The sequence below is a fragment of the Thermincola sp. GK-1 genome, assembly GCF_059412445.1.
In genome coordinates this window covers 21,125-42,449 of record NZ_JBSQAT010000003.1, presented here as the reverse complement: position 1 = coordinate 42,449, position 21,325 = coordinate 21,125, and the positions used below count along the sequence as shown (strand labels likewise).

Below are 21,325 nucleotides of genomic sequence, written 5' to 3'. Positions count from 1 at the left end.
AAGCTGCTATGGCCATGGTAACAATTACCCCAAATCGGGTCGGAAAAAAGAGAATCAGATATGGCATTAAAGCTACAGTGATTGTTCTAGCTGTTATTTTGGCTGTTTTTGGGGTAGTTTTCTCCTTTTTCTATGGCGAAAGCCAGGAAGTGAGGGCCGGTGTGACTGCTTCCAAAATACTGATTATTTCCAATGATGATACCTATTTACCAAGCAGTTACAGCAAAGGGACGTCGGCAACGAACATGCAAAGCTTTTTGCAGGGACAGGGTTTTGTTGTTGATGTACACAGTGAAAAACTGAACGGGGCAGTAAACGCAAACTTTGTCACTATTGCTGATAATTATGACCTGGTAATTTTTACTCAGGGTGTCGGTTATAGGTCCACGTCGAACAACGCTCCCGGTCTGGATGGAAACGATATAGCATTTTTAAAGGAATATCTGAACCTGACCAATACGGTACCCGGTACAAGCAAAGCGAACCTGATTATTGAGGGTGAAGACATACTATATGATATGGGTCGGTCCGGTACATCAACAGACCAAAGGGATATTCTCGAAATCAACACATCCAGTTCCCGCGGCGACCGGGGCAGGATCACAGAGCTGCGGGTTTTGGATACCAACCATCCGGTCAACCAAGGGTTGGCCTCCTCAGCAACAACCAGTTATCAGACCAACTGGCAGGATTCCCTGGTGGCCACTACCGGGGCCAAAATAATCACCAACAGTATTATAGGCGGTAATACTTACGGCGCTATTAATACTTATGACGATGGAAAGGGAAACCGCCGGGTTTTTATGCCTTTTGCCTGGTATGCCAACAATAACAACCGGATTAATGACCAAACATGGCGTGAGATGTTATTGTTAAATGCCGTGAAATGGGTCGGGGAAAGAAAGGTGACTGTGACCAGTACAAATTTGGCCCCGGCGGACGTAATGCCGGGAGCTACCCAGGAGATGCTGAAGGTAACCCTTACCGCCGCCTGGGGAGATCCGGGAATCAGTGGTTTAACTATCAATGAAACGGGTTCGGCTGTGGCGGCCAGCGCTATTGCCAAGGTCATGGTTTATGATGATGCCAATAATAACGGGGTAATAGATACGGGGGAACAAAAACTAGGTGAGACAACAACCTGGACCGGTGAAAGTGCCACTGTGAATTTTTCCTCTCCTCTTGTTGTTGCTGACGGCACAAGTAAAAACCTAATCGTGGCTTATCAATTAAACAGTGGCAACGTGGGTACTACTGTCGGAGCAAGCCTGGCTGACAGTAATGCAATTATCTTATACGCGCAGGATATACTGGCTAAAACTTACGGTACGTTTCCCCAGAGTTCCGGCAATACGTTAATTACCAGCGCCGGCACAGCGCAGATTATCTCTCCTTCCAACAATGCAACAATACACGGAAGTTACAATGTTATAGGTGTAACTTCCGGTGAATATTACCTGGAGTATTCGCCAGGATACAACAGCGCCGGGCCATGGACCCAGATTAATTATGGCGCGGCTGCTGTCAATCACGGCAGCGTGGGTACGTGGAACACGACCGGTGTTACTGACGGAGCCTATACTTTAAGGCTTAGGGTAACTACAGGTACAGAAACAACGGTAAATGTAACGGTGGACAATACAGCTCCGACTGTAACTTCCGGTCCTTCCGTTTCTGTTGGCAGCACCACCGCTACGGTGACATGGACAACTGACGAATCCTCTACTTCAGAAGTCGTCTATAAACCGTTTTCCAGCGGCACATGGAGCACTATTACCAACAGCGCTTACGTATTGAACCATTCCGTTCAGTTAACGGGTCTGAACAGTGCCACTCAGTATGATTTTTACATTAAATCTACCGATGCTACCGGAAACACTGTCACCACTCCCACCCAGAACTTTACCACCGAACAATTGGGTGCCATAGCGACCATAACTTCACCGGCCATTGTGGGAGAGGTTATACCGCGTGTAGGCGGGATATTTGACATTACCGGTACCGCCAGAACAGACAGGCCTGGCGGGCGTGTGCAATGGTCTGTATATTATGGGGCAGGAACCAGCAGAAATTCTGTGACAACCTGGAACCTGCTGCATAATTCCACTACGCCTGTTACTAATGGGACGCTTTATTCCTGGGACACAAATTCGCTGGCCAACGGTTCCTATGTGTTAAAACTGGTAACTGTAGACCCCGACTTGACGGGAAGCACAGCTTTCATGGAGGCCTACGTGGAGGTAATTGTTGATAATACGCCCCCTGTTATTTCCAATGTACATGTGATAAGTGTAAGTAATATTTCTGCCGATATAGCGTGGAGCGTCAATAAAAGTACCAATGGACAGGTATCATATGGCAAATCACCGGGAGCTTATTCAAATACAGTACAGGATGATAATAATGATAACCAGGTCTTTTTATCCGGTTTAACACCGAACACAACCTATTACTTCAGGGTAACAGTAAATGATACGGCAGGGCATGTAGTGAATTCCGGTGAATATACTTTTACCACTTCCAATGTTAATGACACCACTGTGCCGGCTACTGTATATAACTTACGGGCTACTGGGCGTACTGATACAACAGTGGACCTCGCATGGAGCGCGGCAGTTGATAACACCGGTATTTCTTCGTATAATATTTACCGCAGTATCGATGGTACCAACTTTACAAAAGTGGCAACCATATCCGGAGCCGTAACGCATTATACCGATACGGGTTTAAATGCCAGTACTGAATACTGGTACAGGGCTACAGCCACTGACCTGGCAGGTAATGAGTCACTGCCTTCCGAATCTATCAAAGTTCCCACGGTTGCTCAGTTCCGGGTCAACCCCCATGGCTCTTACCCAAAACTGACCAATATGTGCAGCAAATGCCATACCACGCACCGGGGAAAAAAATCCATGCTGTTCAATGACACCCAGGAGCAGAAGGTTTGTTTCTCTTGCCATAATGGCACGGGCAGCAAATATGACATTCAGAACGAATACAATGTGGACCCGAATAACCCGGACAAGTCACGGCATCCGCTGCCCATGAGCCATACGCAGAAAGAGTGTGCCAGTTGCCATAACCCCCATTTAAGCGACTCCGGGACACCGTCCCTGTTAGCAGCGGCACAATATGATGCCAACGGCAATCTTATTGGCTACGCCTCTTCGGGCAACCAGTTCTGTTACGCCTGCCACGGCGATGTGGAGGTCAGCAAGGTCATTTATGCCATTGGCGGGTCCCATGCACCTTTTGAGAACTCAGTGCATAACAGCAGCAACTTCCCGTTGCCTGATTCGGGCAGTAAGATAAAATGCGTCATGTGCCATAACAACCATGCCAGCCCCTATGTCCGGCTGACCAAGGCCAAGGAGGAAGAAAACTGCTACCACTGCCATGGGGATACTGCTAATTCGGGCACTTACGGACTGACTGTAAATATTAAAAGCTTGTTCCAAAAAAGCTCTCATCATAAAGTGGAAAGCAACGGAGTAAATGATACACGCGTGGAGTGTGTAAACTGCCATAACCCCCATTATATTACCAAAACAAATATTGTATCGAACCCTTACGATACTAACGATAACTGGAACTGGAGCGTGACACCGGAAAAGAGCAAGTTCTGTATACAGTGCCATGACGGGGATGCGCCGCCTGCGAAAATGGTCAACGATACAACGGTGGTTCCCTATTCCGTCTATTTCCCGGCTTTTTCAAACCAGACCACGGCTGATTATAGCGGTCCCAACGGCTCCTGGAACAAGTCTGGCTTTACTGCCAACGGTCACTATAATGCCGGGGTACAATGTACAAACTGTCATGACCCGCATGGTTCAGACAATTCGTGGATGCTTAAGTATCCGGAAGACCCCAACAGTACCCCCGGCAGTACCAGTGGAGTATGTTTACGGTGCCATGGCGGAGGAGCCACACCTGCCGGCCCTGATGTGTGGACAAACGGTTTCAGCCAGTCAAACAGTCACCCCACCCTGGCGATGACCGGAAAACACAGTAATACGGAAAACTATAGCAGCATTTCTATAGCTGATCGCCATGCCGAATGTTACGACTGCCATGACCCGCATTCAGTAAAAAATACGCCAACCGGTAATTTAGCAGGAGCCCTGAATAATGTTTCCGGGGTGACCAGGTCTGGCGGTAGCCTGGTATGGAAACAAAAAGCTACCGAGGAATGGGAAATCTGCTACAAATGCCATTCCAGTTACTGGAATAATCTCAGTGCAGCAGGAAAAAGGGATATTGCTGCCGAATTTTACAGAACTACGGGGACTTACTCCTACCATTACGTGGAGTTGTCTAACAACCCAAACCTTGACACTACTCGGGTTAACGCTCACTTAATTAACGGATGGACTGCTACCAGTAAAATGAAATGCACAGATTGTCATGGCAGTCCCACCGGAGCAAAAGGTCCGCATGGATCTCCTTATCCAAATATTCTCAAAGGAAGTTATGATATTTCTATTAACACGAGAACTGGACTTCCCTCGGATTTTATTTGCTTCAGGTGCCACGAGGAAAACTACTATAAGACCCAACACATGAACAACAAATCCGATCATATGCAGGTATCCTGCAAAAGGTGCCATGGTACCAGGTTCCACGGTTCTAACAGAGCGCATTTTATAGCGGTTAATGACGGTGGCGGCCCGGATGTGGACCCGGAATCTTATTTAAACAGTGGGACTTACGCACACCCTCAATATAACAGCAAAAGCAGTTGCAGTTCCACTGTTAGTCAGTGTTCTGACCATCGATAAGTTGGACCCTTTAACCCGATATAGGGTTAAAGGGTCCTGAAATTTTATTTAATTTTATTTCATGTTTATTAAGGCGGGGGGAGGGGTTAAGTGTTTAAGAAACTGTATCAAAGTCTTTTATCTCCTTTTTTAACTATAATTATCTTTGTGATATTGACAGTTGCCATATCTGTCGGAACTATCCTGGACTCTTCTCTTGTCAGGGTTCAAGCCCCTCGTATGAATTCCGGTCAGGTCTTTTCCAGTACATGGTTCCTGGTATTAAACATTTTTTTGTTGGCAGTTACGATGTTATGTACGGCAAGGCAATTTATCATCAGCAAAAAGAGGTGGCATAAATACCGGAAAATTTTTAGCGCAGGCATTTCACAACAGGTGCAAAATTTACCGGGCATATTTAATTTGGCAAAAAAATACAAGTACCGAATTTGGCAATTATCAGATGAAACCCTGGCGGGACAAAAAAACAGGATTGGGTTCTGGGGCGCCCCTTTATTTCATTTGGGTATAGTAATTTCCATGTTTGGTATTATGGTAGATATTTTTGCCGGTTTTACGGGCTACCTGATTTTGCCGCCCGGCAAAATTATTGATGACCGGCGCCATAATTACGCCATTATTGATGAGAGACCTTTGCATCCTAGCAAATATAACCGTTTTCAGCTATTACTGGATAAAGTTGAAATGAAATATGAAAAGGATGGGGTAAGCGCTTCAGGTAAGGTTAGTATAATTAAAGACGGACAGGTGATAAGCGAGGGTATTCTTGATAGGGATTCTCAAATGAATATGGGACTGCTGTCTTTGGTTCGAGATACCTACGGATATTATGTTAAATTCAGGATTAGAGACCAAAAGAATAAAGTTATTATTGACCATCTACAGGGATTGAACACTTTAGACCACGGGACAAGTACGGAGTATTCATTCAAAAACTTTGTTCAAAAGGGAACGCCGTACCGGTTGACCTTTAATTATTACCCCGATGTGAGGAAAAAGGAGGGAAGGTATTTTACTGCCACCTATCAAGAGAAAAACCCGGCTCTTCACCTGGTAGCCCGGTATGAAAATAAGGTAGTATATAACGGGCTGGTAAAAGCCGGACAGGAAATAACCATGCAAAACGGGCATAAGTTCCGGTTCGTTGGAACCATACCTTATCTAATGGTACGGGTGCAGTGGATGACAGGGGCTTATATATTGGCAGGAGGATTCCTTTTGTTTTTACTGGGCCTAATCATATACTACCTGTTTCCTCCTGTGGTAATTTTTATAAAAAATACTGAAAGGGGATACCGGGTAGATTATCTGGCCTGGACAGGCAAAGAAGTTGTCAAACGGGAAGTAGCCAGTATTTCCCAAACATTGTCCGGAGAATTTAGATTTAAAGGGAGATGATATAACCTTGGATGCAATAAAAGTTCAGGTAATTTTATTCTGGGCGGCAGTTACCGTTTATGTTGCAGCTACTTGTCTCAACCTTATCGCAATAATTTTTAGAAAACCAAATCTTACCAATTTTTCTCCTTATCTAGCCGTAATTGGTTTTTTGCCTCATACAGCCGGGATAATATTGCGTTGGATGCAAACTGGGCACTTTCCTTACTGGGGGAAGTACGAAGTTTTTAACAGCTATGCTTGGGCGTTTATATTACTGTACCTGGTATTGTTTTTGATAAAAAGGGAATTGAAGGTAACGGGAACAGTTTTGTTTCCAGTGGCCTTTTTTATGATAGGGATTGCTTTAACAGGGTCAAAAGAAACTACTGAAATCCCGTCTACCTTTTTGACTTACTGGTTGGGGGTACATGTGGCCTTTGCCAAGCTAGCTTACGGTTCGGGATTGATTTCGGCTTTTTTTGGAGGGTTGTACCTGTGGCGGGCCGGTAAATCCAACACTGATTCAGGCGAAGATGTGCCCGGGTGGGTACCTTCTCTGGATTTTTGTGATTTTTATACTTACCGGTTTGCTGTCTTTGCATTCATCTGTATGAGCATCATGATTGGTGCGGGAGCTGTGTGGGCCTATAAGGCCTGGGGTCGCTACTGGGGTTGGGACCCTGTAGAAACATGGTCATTGGTTAGTTGGTTTGTTTACGGCACCTTATTGCATCTCCGGGTAACTATGGGGTGGCGGGGAAAACGAGGCGCCTGGTTATCTATCATTGCTGTCTTTATAGTTCTCTTTTCGTATTTCGGCATGCCTTTAATCTATGATACGGTTCATGAACACCTAGAGCTGTAGTTTTTCCAAAATAATAATGACTTGGTGGTAAGAATGTTGGTAAGAAGGGTAATAATTATATTGAATATTTTCATAATGACATTCCTGACAGGTGGCTGCACCGGCAAAACAGAAGAGAAGGCTCTGCAGGATGCCGTAAATAACTATAACCGCACTCTTAAGGTTGTATTGCGTACGGGAGATGTTAGTTTACTCAACAATGTAGCACTGGAGAATGAAGTTCGCCGGATGGAACTTTTCCTAACTTATATGAACGAAGAAAAAAAGGTTTTATCGGCAGAACTGGATAGTATAAAGTTTATTTCCGCACAGGTGGACAACGACCAAGGAAAGGCTGTGGCTGACGAATCGCCAAATAAAGGGAATAAACAGGCCAAACAGGCTGCAACCGCAAAAAAGCAGCCTGCCAAAGAACTCACTGCCCAGGTGAAGACAGAAGAGATATGGACGTATGAATATCTTCACCCAGAAACGGGGGCCAAGATTGAAGGACCCTTCCTTATAAAGTACAATACCACTTATAAGCTGATAAAGCGGGATAAGTGGAAGGTTTATGAGGTGAGTTTTAAGGAGCAGGTCTTAAAGAGATAAAAACCTCTCCGGCACGGAGAGGTTTTTTACCTATAATTTGTAAACTGCAGGGGAATGCCAAAGTCGTGTTCCCGTACGGCCTTGATAACGGCCTGTAGATCGTCGCGGCTCTTGCCGGAAACCCGGACCTGGTCTTCCTGGATTTGGGCCTGTACCTTGAGCTTGGTGTTTTTAATGAACTTAACGATTTCCTTAGCTGTTTCTTTGTCAATACCCTGTTGGATAGTGACCACCTGCCTGACGGTATCACCGGCTGCCGGTTCAATCCTGCCGTACTTCAGAGCCTTTAAGTCTACGTTCCTTTTCACCATTTTCGATTCCAATATGTCAACCACGTTTTTTAACTTAAATTCATCGTCGGAAATCAGGGTGATGGTATTGCCGTCATGCCTGACTTCACTTTTACTGCCCTTAAAGTCGAAACGGTTTTCAATCTCTCTCATGGCCTGGTTCACGGCGTTATCTATTTCCTGCTTATCCACCACGGAAACGATATCAAAACTGTTGTCCTTGGCCAATTTCCATACCTCCCATGCGTATTTTTCTATTATTATACAACAATGGCCAGTCGAGAGCAAACAGAAATGGTGGCCAGAAGCCAATGGCCAGTTAATCCCAATCGGCCTCCGGCAATACAGCTTGATGTTCGGAATAATTAGGCTAAAGCCCGTTCACCGTGTTATAATTAAGAAGCTAACTATATTGTGGGGGTATTTATTTGAAGGACTTTTTGCCTGTGTCAAAAGAAGATATGGAAGCGCGAGGGTGGTATTATCTTGACTATATCATTGTTACGGGCGATGCCTATGTGGACCACCCCAGTTTTGGGGCAGCTTTAATAGGCAGACTACTGGAAAGCAGAGGGTATAGGATCGGCATAGTTGCCCAGCCCGACTGGAAAAGCACCGTGGACTTTACGGTGCTGGGCAGGCCCCGGTATGCCTTTTTAATAACAGCCGGAAACCTTGATTCCATGGTAGCTAATTATACGGCAGGTAAACACAAGAGGACAGAAGACGATTACTCACCGGGCGGCAAAGCGGGACTCAGACCGGACCGGGCCTGTATAGTATATGCCAATCGTGTGCGAGAGGCATTTCCCGATGTCCCCGTTGTCCTTGGGGGTATTGAAGCCAGCTTGCGGCGGCTTGCTCATTACGATTACTGGGATGACAAGGTGCGCCGCTCCATACTTATTGATGCCCGGGCCCCGCTGCTGGTTTACGGAATGGGTGAACAACAGATTCTGGAAATTGCCGAACGCCTGAAAAAAGGTGAGGCCATTGAGGAACTTAATGATATCAGAGGTACTGCTTTTGTGACCAGGGATTTGAGCGGAGAAAAAAACATGCTCTTTTCATATAAAACACTGCCGTCTTTTCAAGAAGTGGCTGAAAATAAGTTAAAATACGCTGAGGCTTTCAGAATTCAGTATCTTAACCAGAATCCCTACACAGGGCAGGCTCTGGTACAGGAACATGACGGAGGTTACGTGGTACAGAACCCGCCCGCCAGACCTCTTTCGGAAAAGGAAATGGATGAGCTATACAGCCTGCCCTTTATGCGTGCAGCTCATCCAAAATATGCGAAGCAGGGTGGAGTGCCGGCCCTGCAAGAGGTGGAATTCAGTATCACCAGCCACCGCGGTTGTTTTGGCGGTTGTGCCTTTTGTGCCCTCAATTTCCACCAGGGCCGCCTTATTCAAAAAAGGTCCGCAGAATCCATTCTGACGGAAATAAGGCAAATGACCAAAAGCGAAAATTTTAAAGGTATAATTCACGACATTGGCGGGCCGACGGCCAATTTCCGCAACCCTGCCTGCCGGGGCAAAAGGTGTACCGAACGACTCTGCCTGTATCCTGAAAAGTGTAATAATCTGCAGGTTGACCATGCAGAATATATTGACCTGCTCAGGAAAGCCAGAAGCATACCCGGTGTTAAAAAGGTTTTTGTCCGGTCGGGAGTCAGGTTTGATTATCTTATGGCTGACAGGAAACGAAAGGAAATCCTAAAAGAGCTATGTGAACACCATGTCAGCGGCTTGCTGAAGGTTGCGCCCGAGCATGTTGCTGCCGGAACGCTACAGGCCATGCGGAAACCGCCGAAACAGGTTTTTACTGCTTTCAGGCAACTTTTTTATGATGTGAACAAGTCTATCGGTAAAGAACAGTACCTGGTTCCTTATTTTATCGCCGGCCACCCGGGAACAACCTTAAAAGATGCAGTGGAACTGGCTGAGTATGTGCGCGACCTGGGGTATAATCCGGAACAAGTCCAGGATTTTACGCCTACCCCGGGAAGCCTGGCAACCTGCATGTATTATACGGGGATTGACCCGCTGACAGGCAAAAAAGTCTATGTCCCGAAGAGTGAAAAGGAACGAAGGATGCAGCGGGCTTTGCTGCAATACAGAGACCCGAAAAACCACCCTTTGGTCCGGGAAGCCTTACGGAGAGCAGGCCGGGAAGACCTGATCGGATACGGGCCAAAGGCTTTGGTGAGGCCGGCCAAAGATACGGCAAAGGAGAAAGCCGTTCATAAAAGAAAAGGCAAGGGACCGGAAGGCAAAAAGGCCTTGAGCGGCGTCGGCAAAAGGACGGAGGGTAAGCGGAACGGACACCGGGAAAGGGCTGCCGGCAGGGGAAAAGGCAGAAAATAAACGGTTATCTGCCGTTTATTTGTTTTGACACTGTTGTAAGCATAAATTATACTAAAAATTAGAGTTTTACAGTAGAGGTTAATACGGGAGGAATAGTATTGCTGAAGGTGGGATTCACCAGTTTAGGGTGCAACAAAAATTTGGTAGATACCGAAGTAATGATGGGTCTCCTGGCAGAAGCAGGGTTCAAAATAGTCGAGGAAGAAAAATCTGCCGATATTCTTATAGTAAACACCTGCGGCTTTATCGATGAGGCAAAAGAGGAATCCATTAATGCGGTTTTGGAATTAGCCCGGTATAAAGAGGAAGGTAACTGTAAAGCCCTCATTGTTGCCGGTTGTCTGGCCCAACGCTATAAAGACGAACTGCTGAAAGAAATGCCGGAAATAGACGGTATAATCGGCACCGGAGAAATTGATAAAATTGTGCAGGTGGTCAGGGATGCTGCGGCAGGCATGCGCCCGGAACTGGTTACTGACCGGGAATTCATATATGATCATACGCTGCCCAGATGGCAGTCAACGCCACCTTATACGGCTTATGTAAAGATTGCCGAAGGGTGTGACAATAGGTGTTCTTATTGTGCCATACCCGGTATTCGCGGCGGATACCGCAGCCGTCCCAAAGAGTCTATTCTGCAGGAAGTAAATGATTTAGTCCGACGCGGGGTAAAAGAAGTTATTCTGATTGCTCAGGATACTACCAGGTATGGAACCGACATATATGGCAGATATGCCCTGGCCGAATTAATACAGGAAATTGCCAGTCTACCGGTTCATTGGATCCGGATACTGTACGCTTATCCAACCAGGATCACTGATGACTTGATTCAAATTATAAGGGGTGAACCCAAGGTTTGCAAGTACTTGGATATGCCCATACAGCATGTCGATAAAGACATAATTAAGGCCATGAATAGGCAGGGCGACCGGGAAGAGATAATGAAACTAATTAATCGTCTAAGAAAAGAAGTTCCCGGTATTACTCTGCGTACTACACTGATAGTCGGTTTTCCCGGTGAAACAGAAGCCCAGTTCCAAAACCTGCTTGAGTTTGTGCGGGAGGCCAAGTTCGATCGCCTCGGCGTATTTACTTATTCGAGGGAAGAAAGCACTCCAGCGGGGATGCTGGCAAACCAGGTGCCGGAAGAGGTAAAAATTAAACGCCGGGATATTATTATGCGGGAACAGCAGAAGATTTCTCTGCAAAAAAACCGGCAAAAGATTGGTTCGACTATTTTAGTCATGGTAGAAGGAATTTCTGCAGATAATCCAGAAATATATGTGGGCAGAAGTGATGCCGATGCTCCGGAAATTGACGGTTTGGTCTATTTTTCCGGCCCCGCTCTGAACCCGGGTGATATTGTGCAGGTCAAGATAACAGATGCCAGTGAATATGATTTGATAGGAGAGGTATGAGATGAACCTGGCCAACCGCCTGACATTGGCGAGAATTATTTTGGTACCCGTTTTCCTTTTGATATTGTCAATTAAAGTAAAATACGGGCAGTATATAGCTGCGGGAGTTTTTATTTTGGCAGCCAGTACCGACGGGCTCGATGGGTATATAGCCCGTAAGAGAAATCAGGTTACCCGGCTGGGTAAGTTCATGGATCCTCTTGCCGATAAGCTCATGGTGTCTGCCGCCCTGATTTCCCTGGTTGAATTGCGCATGATATCTGCTTGGGTGGCTTTTATCATTATTGCCCGTGAATTCGCCGTAACCGGCCTACGGGCGGTAGTAGCCGCCGATGGAGTGGTTATATCGGCAAGTTGGCTGGGTAAGATAAAGACCGTTTCGCAGATTATCGCCATCGTCTTTTTATTTATCCACGATTTTCCCTTCAACTTATTAAAACTTAATGTTTCCATCGGCCGGTTGGCTATGGGGGTAGCTGTATTCTTTACCGTCTGGTCGGGCCTTGACTACTTCAGAAGAGCCCGTCATTTGTTGAAAACATCACAGAAATGACTTTTTCAGTGGCGGAAGCCACTTTTTTTATACCAATCATTACATAAGGAAAGGTATAAAAGACTATGTTATAATGACCCTAGCAGAAAGAAAGGAGGAGGAAAAAGTGCAGATAAAAGGATTCAGAGTAATAGTCATAGCAACAGCCATAATTGTCACACTAGCCCTCCTTTTTGGCATTAAATATGTCAATGAAAGGTTTAATATTGAAAAACCTCTTTTTAAAATGTATTCCGAGACCAAGCTGGTGCTCAAACCGAGCATTGATAAAGAGGGAGATACTACCACCATTACCCTGACTTTGAAGAAAACCGACAACCTGTACAGCGCTTATCAGGATATTAAAAGTGACACAGAAAAGGTGCTGGGAGATAAAAAGTTTCAAATCAAGATTTTGGACAAGCGCTCTCCGGAATTAGAAGAAGCTTACAGAGACAGCCAGTTTGTGGTTTACGAGGCTTTGGCCAAGGGCAACTATACCAGTATCCCTGCCGAGGTAGCCAGGTATGCCGCGGCCAAAGGGGCGAAAGCCAAAGTTTATATTGACGAGGAAAATATCTATGTATCTTTGTATAAAGGCGATAACTACCTTTATGAGATTATTTCGCGCAGGAATTATCAGATGGGCGGAGCTGTTGCCGATACGATGGGAAGTGATAATAATGCTCAAAGAAATTAGTATAGGAGCTGTCATCGCTGTTCTTATATTTCTGGGCATACAGGGATATGATATAGTACCTTTTATATTTTTGATTATGTTCGCCGGAGCCATGTACTTTTTAGCCGGGGCCAGAGGGTTGGTGAAACCTTTGGCTCTTCATAACGGTGGAACTTCAGTTAACAGCGACAGAATTACCTTTGATGATATTGGGGGGCAGGAAACTGCCATCAATGAGTTAAAAGAAGCCTTGGATTTTATCAAGAGTTACGAGAAGATCAAAGAACTGGGAATAAGGCCTCTCAAAGGTATTCTTCTGACCGGGCCGCCGGGTACGGGAAAAACCATGATGGCAAAGGCAGCGGCCACATATACCGACGCTGAGTTCCTTGCTACCAGCGGGTCGGAATTTATCGAGATGTATGCCGGTGTCGGAGCGCAGCGGGTCAGGAGATTATTTGCCGCAGCAAGAGAGAAGGCGAACAAAAATAACAAGTCCAATGCCATTATTTTCATTGACGAAATAGATGTACTTGGCGGCAAAAGAGGCCAGACAACCAGCCACATGGAGTATGACCAAACCCTTAACCAGCTTTTGGTGGAAATGGATGGCATGAAAACCGATGATTCCGTGCGAATTCTACTGGTTGCTGCCACCAACAGGATAGACATGCTGGATCCAGCCCTTTTAAGACCCGGTAGGTTTGACCGGCATGTGAAGGTAGACCTGCCAAGTCGCGAAGGAAGAAAGCAGATTCTGCAGATCCACACCCGTAACAAACCCTTAGCCGGCGATGTTGACCTGGATGAACTGGCCAGGGAAACCTTTGGTTTTTCCGGCGCTCACCTGGAAAGTTTGGCTAATGAAGCAGCTATTTATGCTTTCCGCCAGGGTGCATCAAAAATAAGCATGGCACATTTTAAGGAAGCTATAGACAAGGTAATTATGGGTGAGAAACTGGACAAGAGGCCGAATAATGAAGAGCTATACCGGGTTGCCGTTCATGAAACGGGCCATGCCCTGGTCAGCGAGATTCTGCGTCCCGGTTCCGTATCGACTCTTACCATCAGTCCACGAGGAAATGCCCTTGGTTACATCAGGCAGACTCCTGAAGATGATGCTTACTTGTACACCAAGGAGTACCTGGAAAAACAGATCAGCATCATGCTGGGCGGCGCTGTAGCCGAAGAACTTGTTTTGGGCGGCAGAAGTACCGGCGCGGCCAACGATTTTCAACAGGCTGTTAATGTGGCCAAGAAAATTGTTTATTCAGGACTGTCGTCACTGGGCGTTGTTTCTGAAGACAGTATTCCCAAGGACTTGCTGCATAATGAAATTTCCTCCATCATCGGTTTGCAGGAACAAAAGGTGAAACAGATTCTCAGTTCTTACCGGGAAAGGATCAAAGAAGTGGTGGAAATCGTCCTGGATAAGGAACGATTATCCGGAGAAGAATTCAGAAAACTGATGTTTACAATGGAAAGTACAGCAGTGTCAATATAAGGGCAGCGTTAGGTTGCCCCTTTTTTTAAATAAAATTTGCGGGTTATTGAATTTTCTACTATAATAAAAAGGGTTATGCTTAAATTCTCCCGCACGGGTTGAAATTCTATTAATATCCAGATGGTGAAATATGAAAACAGAAATCATTAATACAGGCACGGAATTGTTGACCGGTCGTACCCGGAACGCTAATGCCCATTATCTGGCCAGGGAGTTAATGCTATTGGGTATTCGGACCTGGCGGCAGACAACAATTGGAGATTATGAGAAAAACCTTAAAGATGCACTTAAATCAGCTTTGGCTGAATCAGACCTGATTTTTGTCACCGGAGGTTTGGGCCCTACGGTAGATGACATTACAAAAGAGTCCCTGGCCGCTGTACTGGGGCTGGAAATGCAGTTGCACGAAGCATCTCTAGAAAGGATCAGGGCTTTTTTCGCCGCCCGGGGTGTGGACATGCCGGAGGCTAACAGGAAACAGGCCCTCCTGCCAGTGAGCGCTCTGGCTTTGACGAATGAAGTGGGGACAGCGCCGGGATTTATCCTGGAGGCCAGAGACAAGATTTTTGTAGTCTTGCCCGGCCCTCCCTGGGAATTGCAGCCCATGTTTGAACAATACGTGAAACCCTATTTACAGAAAAAAGGGTTGACAGGCGCAGACCGGTTAAAGCAAAAAACCATTAAGTTATGGGGGATAGGCGAGTCTGCGGTACAGGATTTGCTGGCAGACCTGCACCGGAAGAACGGGAATGTGGAAATAGCCTACCAGGCTCAGCGCGGAGAAGTATGGGTTAAGCTGTTGACTGAAAACGACGCGGCAGACGGGGATGAGCTGGAGCAAATCACCTGTGAAATAACCACGCGTTTGGGCAACAAAGTATTTGGTTTTGATGAAGATACCATGGAGATGACGGTGGCGCGTCTCCTGGTAAAACATAACCTGACTGTATCTCTGGCTGAATCTTGTACCGGAGGCCTTATTGCCAAGAAGTTGACGGACCTGCCGGGAAGTTCGGAATACCTGATGTATGGTGTGGTATCTTACAGCAACGAGGCCAAAGAAAAAATATTAGGGGTGTTCCCTGAGACCCTGAAGCAATTTGGCGCCGTTAGCAGTGAAACAGCCCTGGAAATGGCCAGGGGTGTAAAAAAACTTGGTAATACAGATGTGGCTGTTTCAGTTACGGGAATTGCGGGGCCGGGCGGTGGGAGTCCGGAAAAACCTGTGGGCCTTGTTTATACCGGTTTGGCACACAAAGACGGAGCCTTTTCCCAAAAACACCTGTTTTACGGAGACAGGGAAAACATCCGGGAACTTTCAGCACGCGCAGCACTTAACATGCTCAGATTGTACATACTGGAAAACTACTCTTAGAGAGGGTGTTGGCGATGAAAAGGTTCCTGGCGTTTCTTCTGGTTTCTTTAGCAGTAATAGTCGGTGCTGCTTTTGCCCTTTATGCTTTTGGAAATAATGAATTCCGGATTGCCGCATTACAGGCTCAGTTAAAACTGGACCTGACCAAACCAGGAGTAACGGAGATCCAGGTTCCCCCGCTGGGAAAAATTAAAGCGTATACCCATAAATCACCGGTGGGCATTGTCATTACCCTGGAGAGTATTGACTTAAACCAACTGAAAAAGATGGTAGAAGACACTCCCAAAACCACGGAATTACTGAATGAAGTCCGTCGGAATGTAGAGAAAAATTTTCAGGCCCTTATTTACAAATCCCTTTTATTAGGTGGGTGTGGCGGTTTGCTGGGGGTTCTTCTGCTACAGAGAAAAAAATGGTATGAGTATCTGTATGGGGCCCTGTTAGGGCTGGTTATAGTGACCCTGGCCCTGAGCTTTACCTATAAATCATACAATTTTCAGGCCTTTGAGAACCCCGAGTATGAAGGTATGTTAAAAACAGCTCCCTGGATGATCGGGTTGGTGCAAAACGGTATTAGCAAATTTGATTTATGGAGCAAACAGTTGCAAACCGTTGCCGACAACCTGTACGATATGTTCCGTCGGGTAGACACTCTTGAGGCTATGGGACCGGCAGCCAATGGGGACCTACGGGTCCTGCATGTCTCCGACCTCCACAACAACCCGGCTGCTTTTGATTTTATTGAACAGGTTGCTACTACTTTTAAGGTTGATTTGGTTATTGACACGGGCGATATTTCTGATTTCGGCACACCGGTAGAAACTGTGCTGCTGGACCGGCTAAAACGGATGGGAATACCTTACGTGTTTGTACCGGGGAATCATGAAACAAGAGAGGTTATTAATGAATTAAGAGGCCTTCCCAACGTAACTGTTTTGGAAGGACAGCCGGTCAACGTCAAAGGGTTAAAAATCATCGGCTTTCCTGACCCGTCTGCCTATGAACAGTCAATAACAGCTCCGGATAACAAAACAGCCGGGATTTTAGCCCAAAAGTTCACAAAATCATTAACTAAAATGCCTGAAAAACCCGATATACTTGCCGTGCATAACAATAGAATCGCGCTGCGCATGGCAGGTAAAGTCCCGGTAATTTTACACGGACATGACCATGCTTACAAAATAAACATCAGAAACAAATCAGTGATTATTGATGCCGGGACTACGGGCGCCGCAGGTATAGGCGGGTTTAAGTCAAAAAACGATATTCCATATTCCTTGGTGGTGCTGCAATTGAAAAAAGAGCTATCGGATTACCATCTGATTGCCGCAGATACGATCAAGGTTTCCAATCTGCAGAGCGGATACAGTTTGGAGCGCAGGATATTTCCCGAAATTTATCAACAGGTTAAAAAAGAATAAAAATCATAACAGAATAGGGTAGAGGAGAGAAAAAGATTGATGCTGGAAACGAAGACTTTCGAGAGTCTCAACTTAAGCAGGAGAATTTTACAGGCCGTTAAAGAAATGGGGTTTGAAGAACCGACACCGATTCAGGCAGAGGCTATTCCTGTTCTATTGAACGGCCATGATGTAATTGGTCAAGCCCAGACGGGCACAGGTAAGACGGCAGCTTTCGGCATTCCTATTTTAGAAAAGTTAAATCCCAGGTACAGGGCCGTCCAGGCGCTGGTGGTCACTCCCACCAGAGAACTGGCTATCCAGGTGGCCGAAGAAATAATGAAACTGGGTAAGTTCAAAGATGTAAGAACTTTAGCTGTCTACGGCGGACAGTCCATTGACCGGCAAATAGGGGCTCTCAAACGGGGAGTGCAGGTAGTAGTTGGAACGCCGGGACGCCTGTTGGACCATATAAACAGGGGAACGCTGCGGCTGCAGCACTTAAAAATGCTGGTTTTGGACGAAGCTGATGAAATGTTGGATATGGGCTTCATCGATGATATAGAAGCCATAATCAAAGAGACTCCTGAGACCAGGCAGACCTTACTGTTTTCGGCCACTATGCCTCATGAGATTCAGCAACTGGCCAGGAAATATTTAAAGAACCCCAGGTTGGTCGCTGTCAGTAAAGACGAACTCACCGTTCCTTCCATTGAACAGGTATATTATGAGGTCAGAGAAAAGACCAAGCTGGAAAGCCTGTGCCGGGTCCTGGAAACCATCGATGTAACCCTTGCTATTATATTCTGTAAAACCAAAAGAGGTGTGGATGAGTTGGTCGCCAGCCTGGAAACAAGGGGATACCAGGCAGAAGGGCTGCATGGCGATTTAACCCAGGCCCAAAGGAATAAGGTGATGCGAAAGTTTAAAAATGGGCAGGTTGATTACCTGGTAGCTACCGATGTGGCGGCCAGGGGTCTGGACATTGAAAATGTCAGCCATGTTATAAACTACGATATTCCGCAGGATCCGGAGGTTTACGTCCACAGGATAGGGCGTACGGGCCGGGCCGGTAGGAGTGGTAAAGCTATTACCTTCATAGTCCCCGAAGAATACAGGCAGTTAAGGTTGATTGAAAAAATTATTGGGGCCAGGATAGCCCGAAAAAACCTGCCTTCTATTGCCGATATATTTGAACGGCAAAAGGTGCAAATGATTGACAAGGTGGCCAACACCATAAACGGCGGACAGTTGGACATTTACCGGGACATTGTGCAGGAATTGGCTGCAGATTATAATCTCATAGACATAGCCAGCGCAGCCTTGAAACTGGCTTTGGATCTGGAACTGCCCGCCAAGGAAATTGAAATAGACGAGGCAGACTTTGGTGAGACAGGAGCCCGCCCGGGGATGGTCAGGTTGTTTATGAACATAGGACGACAGGAGGAAATGAACCCGCCGGAAATTATCAAACTTATAGCGGAAGAAGCTGCTATTCCCGGCAAATCAATCGGGGCCATCAGGATATTCGACAGGTTTTCTTTTGTGGAAGTTCCCCAACAGGTAGCAGAACAGGTGATGTATTCGCTGCACAAAACCGAAGTCAAGGGGAAGAAGCTTTTTGTTGAACCGGCAAAGGTGCGCAAGTAAAAGACAATTCTTAATTTGCAAACCTTATTTTGCAAAAAACGCTCGCTTAAAATTTACGGACGGGAAAGCTACAATGGAGGTGAGACTGTTTTAGCGCGTACTGCCACCTTGAAAACAGTCTAACCTTTTTTTATTGCGGGGAATATCAGTGGCCAGAGGCAGTAGTTGACAACAAGCGGATTTTCGTTATAGAATATTAACAAATACCCACTGGGGGTATGAGTGCTCGTTATCAGATATACTGGGGAGGGGGACCAATGGTAAAGAAAACTGAATCAGCAATTATGATAGACCTGACTCAGTTTAACAAGGACTTGGCAACCCTGGGAATAAAAGTTACATATACCATGGTAGTCTACATTGGTGATACTTACCGGATAATAACTTCCAAGGGTGAAGAAATAGGAGGCAGCCGGGAGGAAAAAGAAAAAATTATAGCCCACCTTTTATCAAAGCAGCCCTTTTTACCAATAAACGGGGAAGAAATGAACCATGGTTATTTGTTCATCGAAACAGGGCTGGCGGCGGACGTTATGGAAAAACTAAAAATACTGCTGCGGTCAATATCATTCAGTATGGACAAATATATGCTGGAAGAACGTATGCAAAGTTGTTCCTTGGGTATACTGGACAGCGCCGTAAATGCCATTGAAGCTAAAGACGTGTATACTAAGGGCCATTCTGACCGGGTGGCCGGGTTGGCCCAATTAATAGCCGAACGCATGGATTTACCATATAGCGAAAAAGAAGTTGCCCAGGCGGGACTGCTGCACGACATAGGTAAGATCGGGATCAGTGAACGGATACTGACCAAGCCGGGCAGTTTAACTGATGAAGAGTATCAAATAATAAAAAGCCATCCCGAAAAAGGGGCGCAGATATTGGAACCGCTGGTTATGTTTAAAAAATCAGCGGCGGCTGTGCGCCATCATCATGAAAGATATGACGGAAAAGGGTATCCTGACGGGCTGGCCGGAGAGGAAATACCGCTCCTGGCCCGGGTTATTGCTGTTTCCGATGCCTTTGACGCAATGACTTCCGATAGGCCTTACCGGAAAGCCTTTTCATATGATATTGCCCGGCAAAAAATACTTAGTGCGTCAGGCACGCAGTTTGACCCCACCGTTGTCGAGGCTTTTAACAGCATTGAAGAGAAAAAAATATCATCTGTCATCGGATCAAGAGCATAGGAGGTGGTGACCATCAATTTGCTGCCATCAGTTAAAGCCAGAGTTAACCTGGATATATGCCGAAATGACCACAGGTGTTTGCCCCGCATGCATTGCCCGGCGGCAGCCATATCACCGGCGGAAGGCAAAATATCTATGAAAATTGACGAAGAAAAATGTATCGGCTGCGGTAAATGTATAAAGGTTTGCAAAAACAACGCTCTGTTTTTGGTACGACAGGAAGTAAAATTTGGTTAACCGGACTTTACAAGAAGTGGTTTGACATCTTATAATTGAATTTGAGAACAGAAATCACTTTAACAGAAGTCAAAACCGAATACAGCAGTATGCATTCGCCTGGGGGTGCTTCTGGAAGAAGCTGAGAAAAAGGCTGCAGCCTTTTACCCTTATGACCTGATCTGGGTAATACCAGCGGAGGGAAGGTAGAATCAACTGGGGGTTTTTTCCTTAGTGGTATTCACGGTCCCGTTTCCGTAGGGACCGTTTTTGTTTTTCTAACATACACAAGGAGGAATGGGTAAATGCATCTGGATGAAACAGTCATTTCGCGGGGAATTGTACAGAAGTACATGGAAGAACTGATGGATTACATGGATACGGAAGTAGCCATTGTGGGTGGAGGTCCTTCAGGGATGGTAGCTGCATACTACCTGGCCAAGAAAGGATGTAAAGTGGCGCTTTTTGACCGGAAGCTGGCCGTTGGCGGTGGCATGTGGGGTGGCGCCATGATGTTTAATAAGATTGTGGTACAGTCTGCCGGCAAAAGGATTTTGGACGAATTCGCCATAAGTTGCGAGGAATATGAACGGGGATACTATGTGGCAGATGCGGTAGAATCAGTTACAACTATCGCGTCCATGACAGTGAAAGCGGGCTGCAAAATCTTTAACCTCATAGGTGCCGAAGACGTTATGGTGGAAGATGGCAGGGTGACGGGTTTAGTACTGAACTGGACTCCTGTTCAGGTGAACAACTATCACGTGGATCCGCTGGTAGTCAGGGCTAAATATGTTATTGACGGAACCGGCCATCCGGCAGAAGTGACGCAAACCCTGACGCGCAAAATGGGGGTGCGCCTGAACACTCCGACAGGGGGAGTAGCCGGCGAAAAACCGATGAATGCATTAAAGGGCGAACTGGACGTAGTTGAGAATACCAGGGAAGTATTTCCCGGCTTGTACGTGACGGGGATGGCGGCGAATGCCGCCTTTGGCAGCCACCGGATGGGCCCTGTATTTGGGGGTATGTTGCTGTCTGGAGAAAAGGCGGCCATGGAGATTGCTGCCAGGTTGGGGAAATGA

General features: G+C 46.3%; 16 protein-coding genes and 1 riboswitch. Of the genes, 15 read left to right on the top strand and 1 reads right to left on the bottom strand.

Annotated features, from left to right (window positions below; translation table 11 throughout):
* Positions 1-8: 8 nt before the first annotated feature.
* The 4 genes from ACSNJE_RS03420 to ACSNJE_RS03405 all read left to right on the top strand — a co-directional run bounded on the left by ACSNJE_RS03420 (position 9) and on the right by ACSNJE_RS03405 (position 7,617).
* Complete coding sequence (locus tag ACSNJE_RS03420) at positions 9-4,781, top strand: cytochrome c3 family protein (RefSeq protein ID WP_495251996.1); 4,773 nt, start codon at positions 9-11, stop codon at positions 4,779-4,781.
* A 90-nt stretch (positions 4,782-4,871) separates the two neighbouring features.
* Complete coding sequence (locus ACSNJE_RS03415; protein ID WP_495251995.1) at positions 4,872-6,179, top strand: cytochrome c biogenesis ResB family protein; 1,308 nt, start codon at positions 4,872-4,874, stop codon at positions 6,177-6,179.
* A 7-nt stretch (positions 6,180-6,186) separates the two neighbouring features.
* Complete coding sequence (gene ccsA / locus ACSNJE_RS03410; protein WP_052218185.1) at positions 6,187-7,026, top strand: cytochrome c biogenesis protein CcsA; 840 nt, start codon at positions 6,187-6,189, stop codon at positions 7,024-7,026.
* Positions 7,027-7,059: 33 nt separating this feature from the next.
* Positions 7,060-7,617: a hypothetical protein gene (locus ACSNJE_RS03405; protein ID WP_495251994.1), complete on the top strand. Its 558-nt coding sequence runs from the start codon at positions 7,060-7,062 to the stop codon at positions 7,615-7,617.
* Positions 7,618-7,643: 26 nt separating this feature from the next.
* On the opposite strand, the gene ACSNJE_RS03400 is transcribed toward ACSNJE_RS03405, so the two are convergent.
* Complete coding sequence (locus ACSNJE_RS03400) at positions 7,644-8,135, bottom strand: YajQ family cyclic di-GMP-binding protein (protein WP_052218187.1); 492 nt, start codon at positions 8,133-8,135, stop codon at positions 7,644-7,646.
* A gap of 200 nt (positions 8,136-8,335) precedes the next feature.
* Between ACSNJE_RS03400 and ACSNJE_RS03395 the strand changes: the two genes are divergently transcribed.
* The 11 genes from ACSNJE_RS03395 to ACSNJE_RS03345 all read left to right on the top strand — a co-directional run bounded on the left by ACSNJE_RS03395 (position 8,336) and on the right by ACSNJE_RS03345 (position 21,325).
* The gene (locus tag ACSNJE_RS03395) at positions 8,336-10,276 is read left to right on the top strand and encodes a YgiQ family radical SAM protein (RefSeq protein ID WP_474773146.1); all 1,941 of its coding nucleotides are present in this window, start codon (positions 8,336-8,338) and stop codon (positions 10,274-10,276) included.
* 98 nt (positions 10,277-10,374) lie between these two features.
* Complete coding sequence (gene rimO, locus ACSNJE_RS03390) at positions 10,375-11,694, top strand: 30S ribosomal protein S12 methylthiotransferase RimO (RefSeq protein ID WP_495251993.1); 1,320 nt, start codon at positions 10,375-10,377, stop codon at positions 11,692-11,694.
* Position 11,695: 1 nt separating this feature from the next.
* The gene (gene pgsA, locus ACSNJE_RS03385; protein ID WP_013120308.1) at positions 11,696-12,247 is read left to right on the top strand and encodes a CDP-diacylglycerol--glycerol-3-phosphate 3-phosphatidyltransferase; all 552 of its coding nucleotides are present in this window, start codon (positions 11,696-11,698) and stop codon (positions 12,245-12,247) included.
* A gap of 106 nt (positions 12,248-12,353) precedes the next feature.
* Positions 12,354-12,926 (top strand): hypothetical protein, encoded by a 573-nt coding sequence (locus ACSNJE_RS03380; RefSeq protein ID WP_495251992.1) that lies wholly within the window; start codon positions 12,354-12,356, stop codon positions 12,924-12,926.
* On the top strand, positions 12,910-14,409 hold the full coding sequence (locus ACSNJE_RS03375; protein WP_474660107.1) for an AAA family ATPase: 1,500 nt from the start codon (positions 12,910-12,912) through the stop codon (positions 14,407-14,409). The genes ACSNJE_RS03380 and ACSNJE_RS03375 overlap by 17 nt, the downstream gene beginning before the upstream one ends.
* A gap of 130 nt (positions 14,410-14,539) precedes the next feature.
* Complete coding sequence (locus tag ACSNJE_RS03370; protein ID WP_495251991.1) at positions 14,540-15,784, top strand: competence/damage-inducible protein A; 1,245 nt, start codon at positions 14,540-14,542, stop codon at positions 15,782-15,784.
* Between the two features lie 14 nt (positions 15,785-15,798).
* Positions 15,799-17,205 (top strand): metallophosphoesterase family protein, encoded by a 1,407-nt coding sequence (locus tag ACSNJE_RS03365; RefSeq protein ID WP_495251990.1) that lies wholly within the window; start codon positions 15,799-15,801, stop codon positions 17,203-17,205.
* A 39-nt stretch (positions 17,206-17,244) separates the two neighbouring features.
* The gene (locus ACSNJE_RS03360) at positions 17,245-18,834 is read left to right on the top strand and encodes a DEAD/DEAH box helicase (RefSeq protein ID WP_052218234.1); all 1,590 of its coding nucleotides are present in this window, start codon (positions 17,245-17,247) and stop codon (positions 18,832-18,834) included.
* A 257-nt stretch (positions 18,835-19,091) separates the two neighbouring features.
* Positions 19,092-20,024, top strand: coding sequence for an HD-GYP domain-containing protein (locus ACSNJE_RS03355; RefSeq protein ID WP_495251989.1), 933 nt, complete (start codon positions 19,092-19,094; stop codon positions 20,022-20,024).
* Between the two features lie 18 nt (positions 20,025-20,042).
* Positions 20,043-20,261: a ferredoxin family protein gene (locus ACSNJE_RS03350; protein WP_152909022.1), complete on the top strand. Its 219-nt coding sequence runs from the start codon at positions 20,043-20,045 to the stop codon at positions 20,259-20,261.
* A gap of 91 nt (positions 20,262-20,352) precedes the next feature.
* Positions 20,353-20,461, top strand: a riboswitch (TPP riboswitch).
* Between the two features lie 84 nt (positions 20,462-20,545).
* On the top strand, positions 20,546-21,325 hold the full coding sequence (locus ACSNJE_RS03345) for a sulfide-dependent adenosine diphosphate thiazole synthase (protein ID WP_474773141.1): 780 nt from the start codon (positions 20,546-20,548) through the stop codon (positions 21,323-21,325).

Excerpts from the sequence above, each read along its gene's own strand:
- ACSNJE_RS03345 (WP_474773141.1), top strand. The coding sequence starts at position 20,546 with ATGCATCTGGATGAAACAGTCATTTCGCGGGGAATTGTACAGAAGTAC.
- pgsA (WP_013120308.1), top strand. The coding sequence starts at position 11,696 with ATGAACCTGGCCAACCGCCTGACATTGGCGAGAATTATTTTGGTACCC.
- ACSNJE_RS03370 (WP_495251991.1), top strand. The coding sequence starts at position 14,540 with ATGAAAACAGAAATCATTAATACAGGCACGGAATTGTTGACCGGTCGT.
- ACSNJE_RS03360 (WP_052218234.1), top strand. The coding sequence starts at position 17,245 with ATGCTGGAAACGAAGACTTTCGAGAGTCTCAACTTAAGCAGGAGAATT.
- ACSNJE_RS03405 (WP_495251994.1), top strand. The coding sequence starts at position 7,060 with ATGTTGGTAAGAAGGGTAATAATTATATTGAATATTTTCATAATGACA.
- ACSNJE_RS03365 (WP_495251990.1), top strand. The coding sequence starts at position 15,799 with ATGAAAAGGTTCCTGGCGTTTCTTCTGGTTTCTTTAGCAGTAATAGTC.
- ACSNJE_RS03375 (WP_474660107.1), top strand. The coding sequence starts at position 12,910 with ATGCTCAAAGAAATTAGTATAGGAGCTGTCATCGCTGTTCTTATATTT.
- ACSNJE_RS03355 (WP_495251989.1), top strand. The coding sequence starts at position 19,092 with ATGGTAAAGAAAACTGAATCAGCAATTATGATAGACCTGACTCAGTTT.
- ACSNJE_RS03420 (WP_495251996.1), top strand. The coding sequence starts at position 9 with ATGGCCATGGTAACAATTACCCCAAATCGGGTCGGAAAAAAGAGAATC.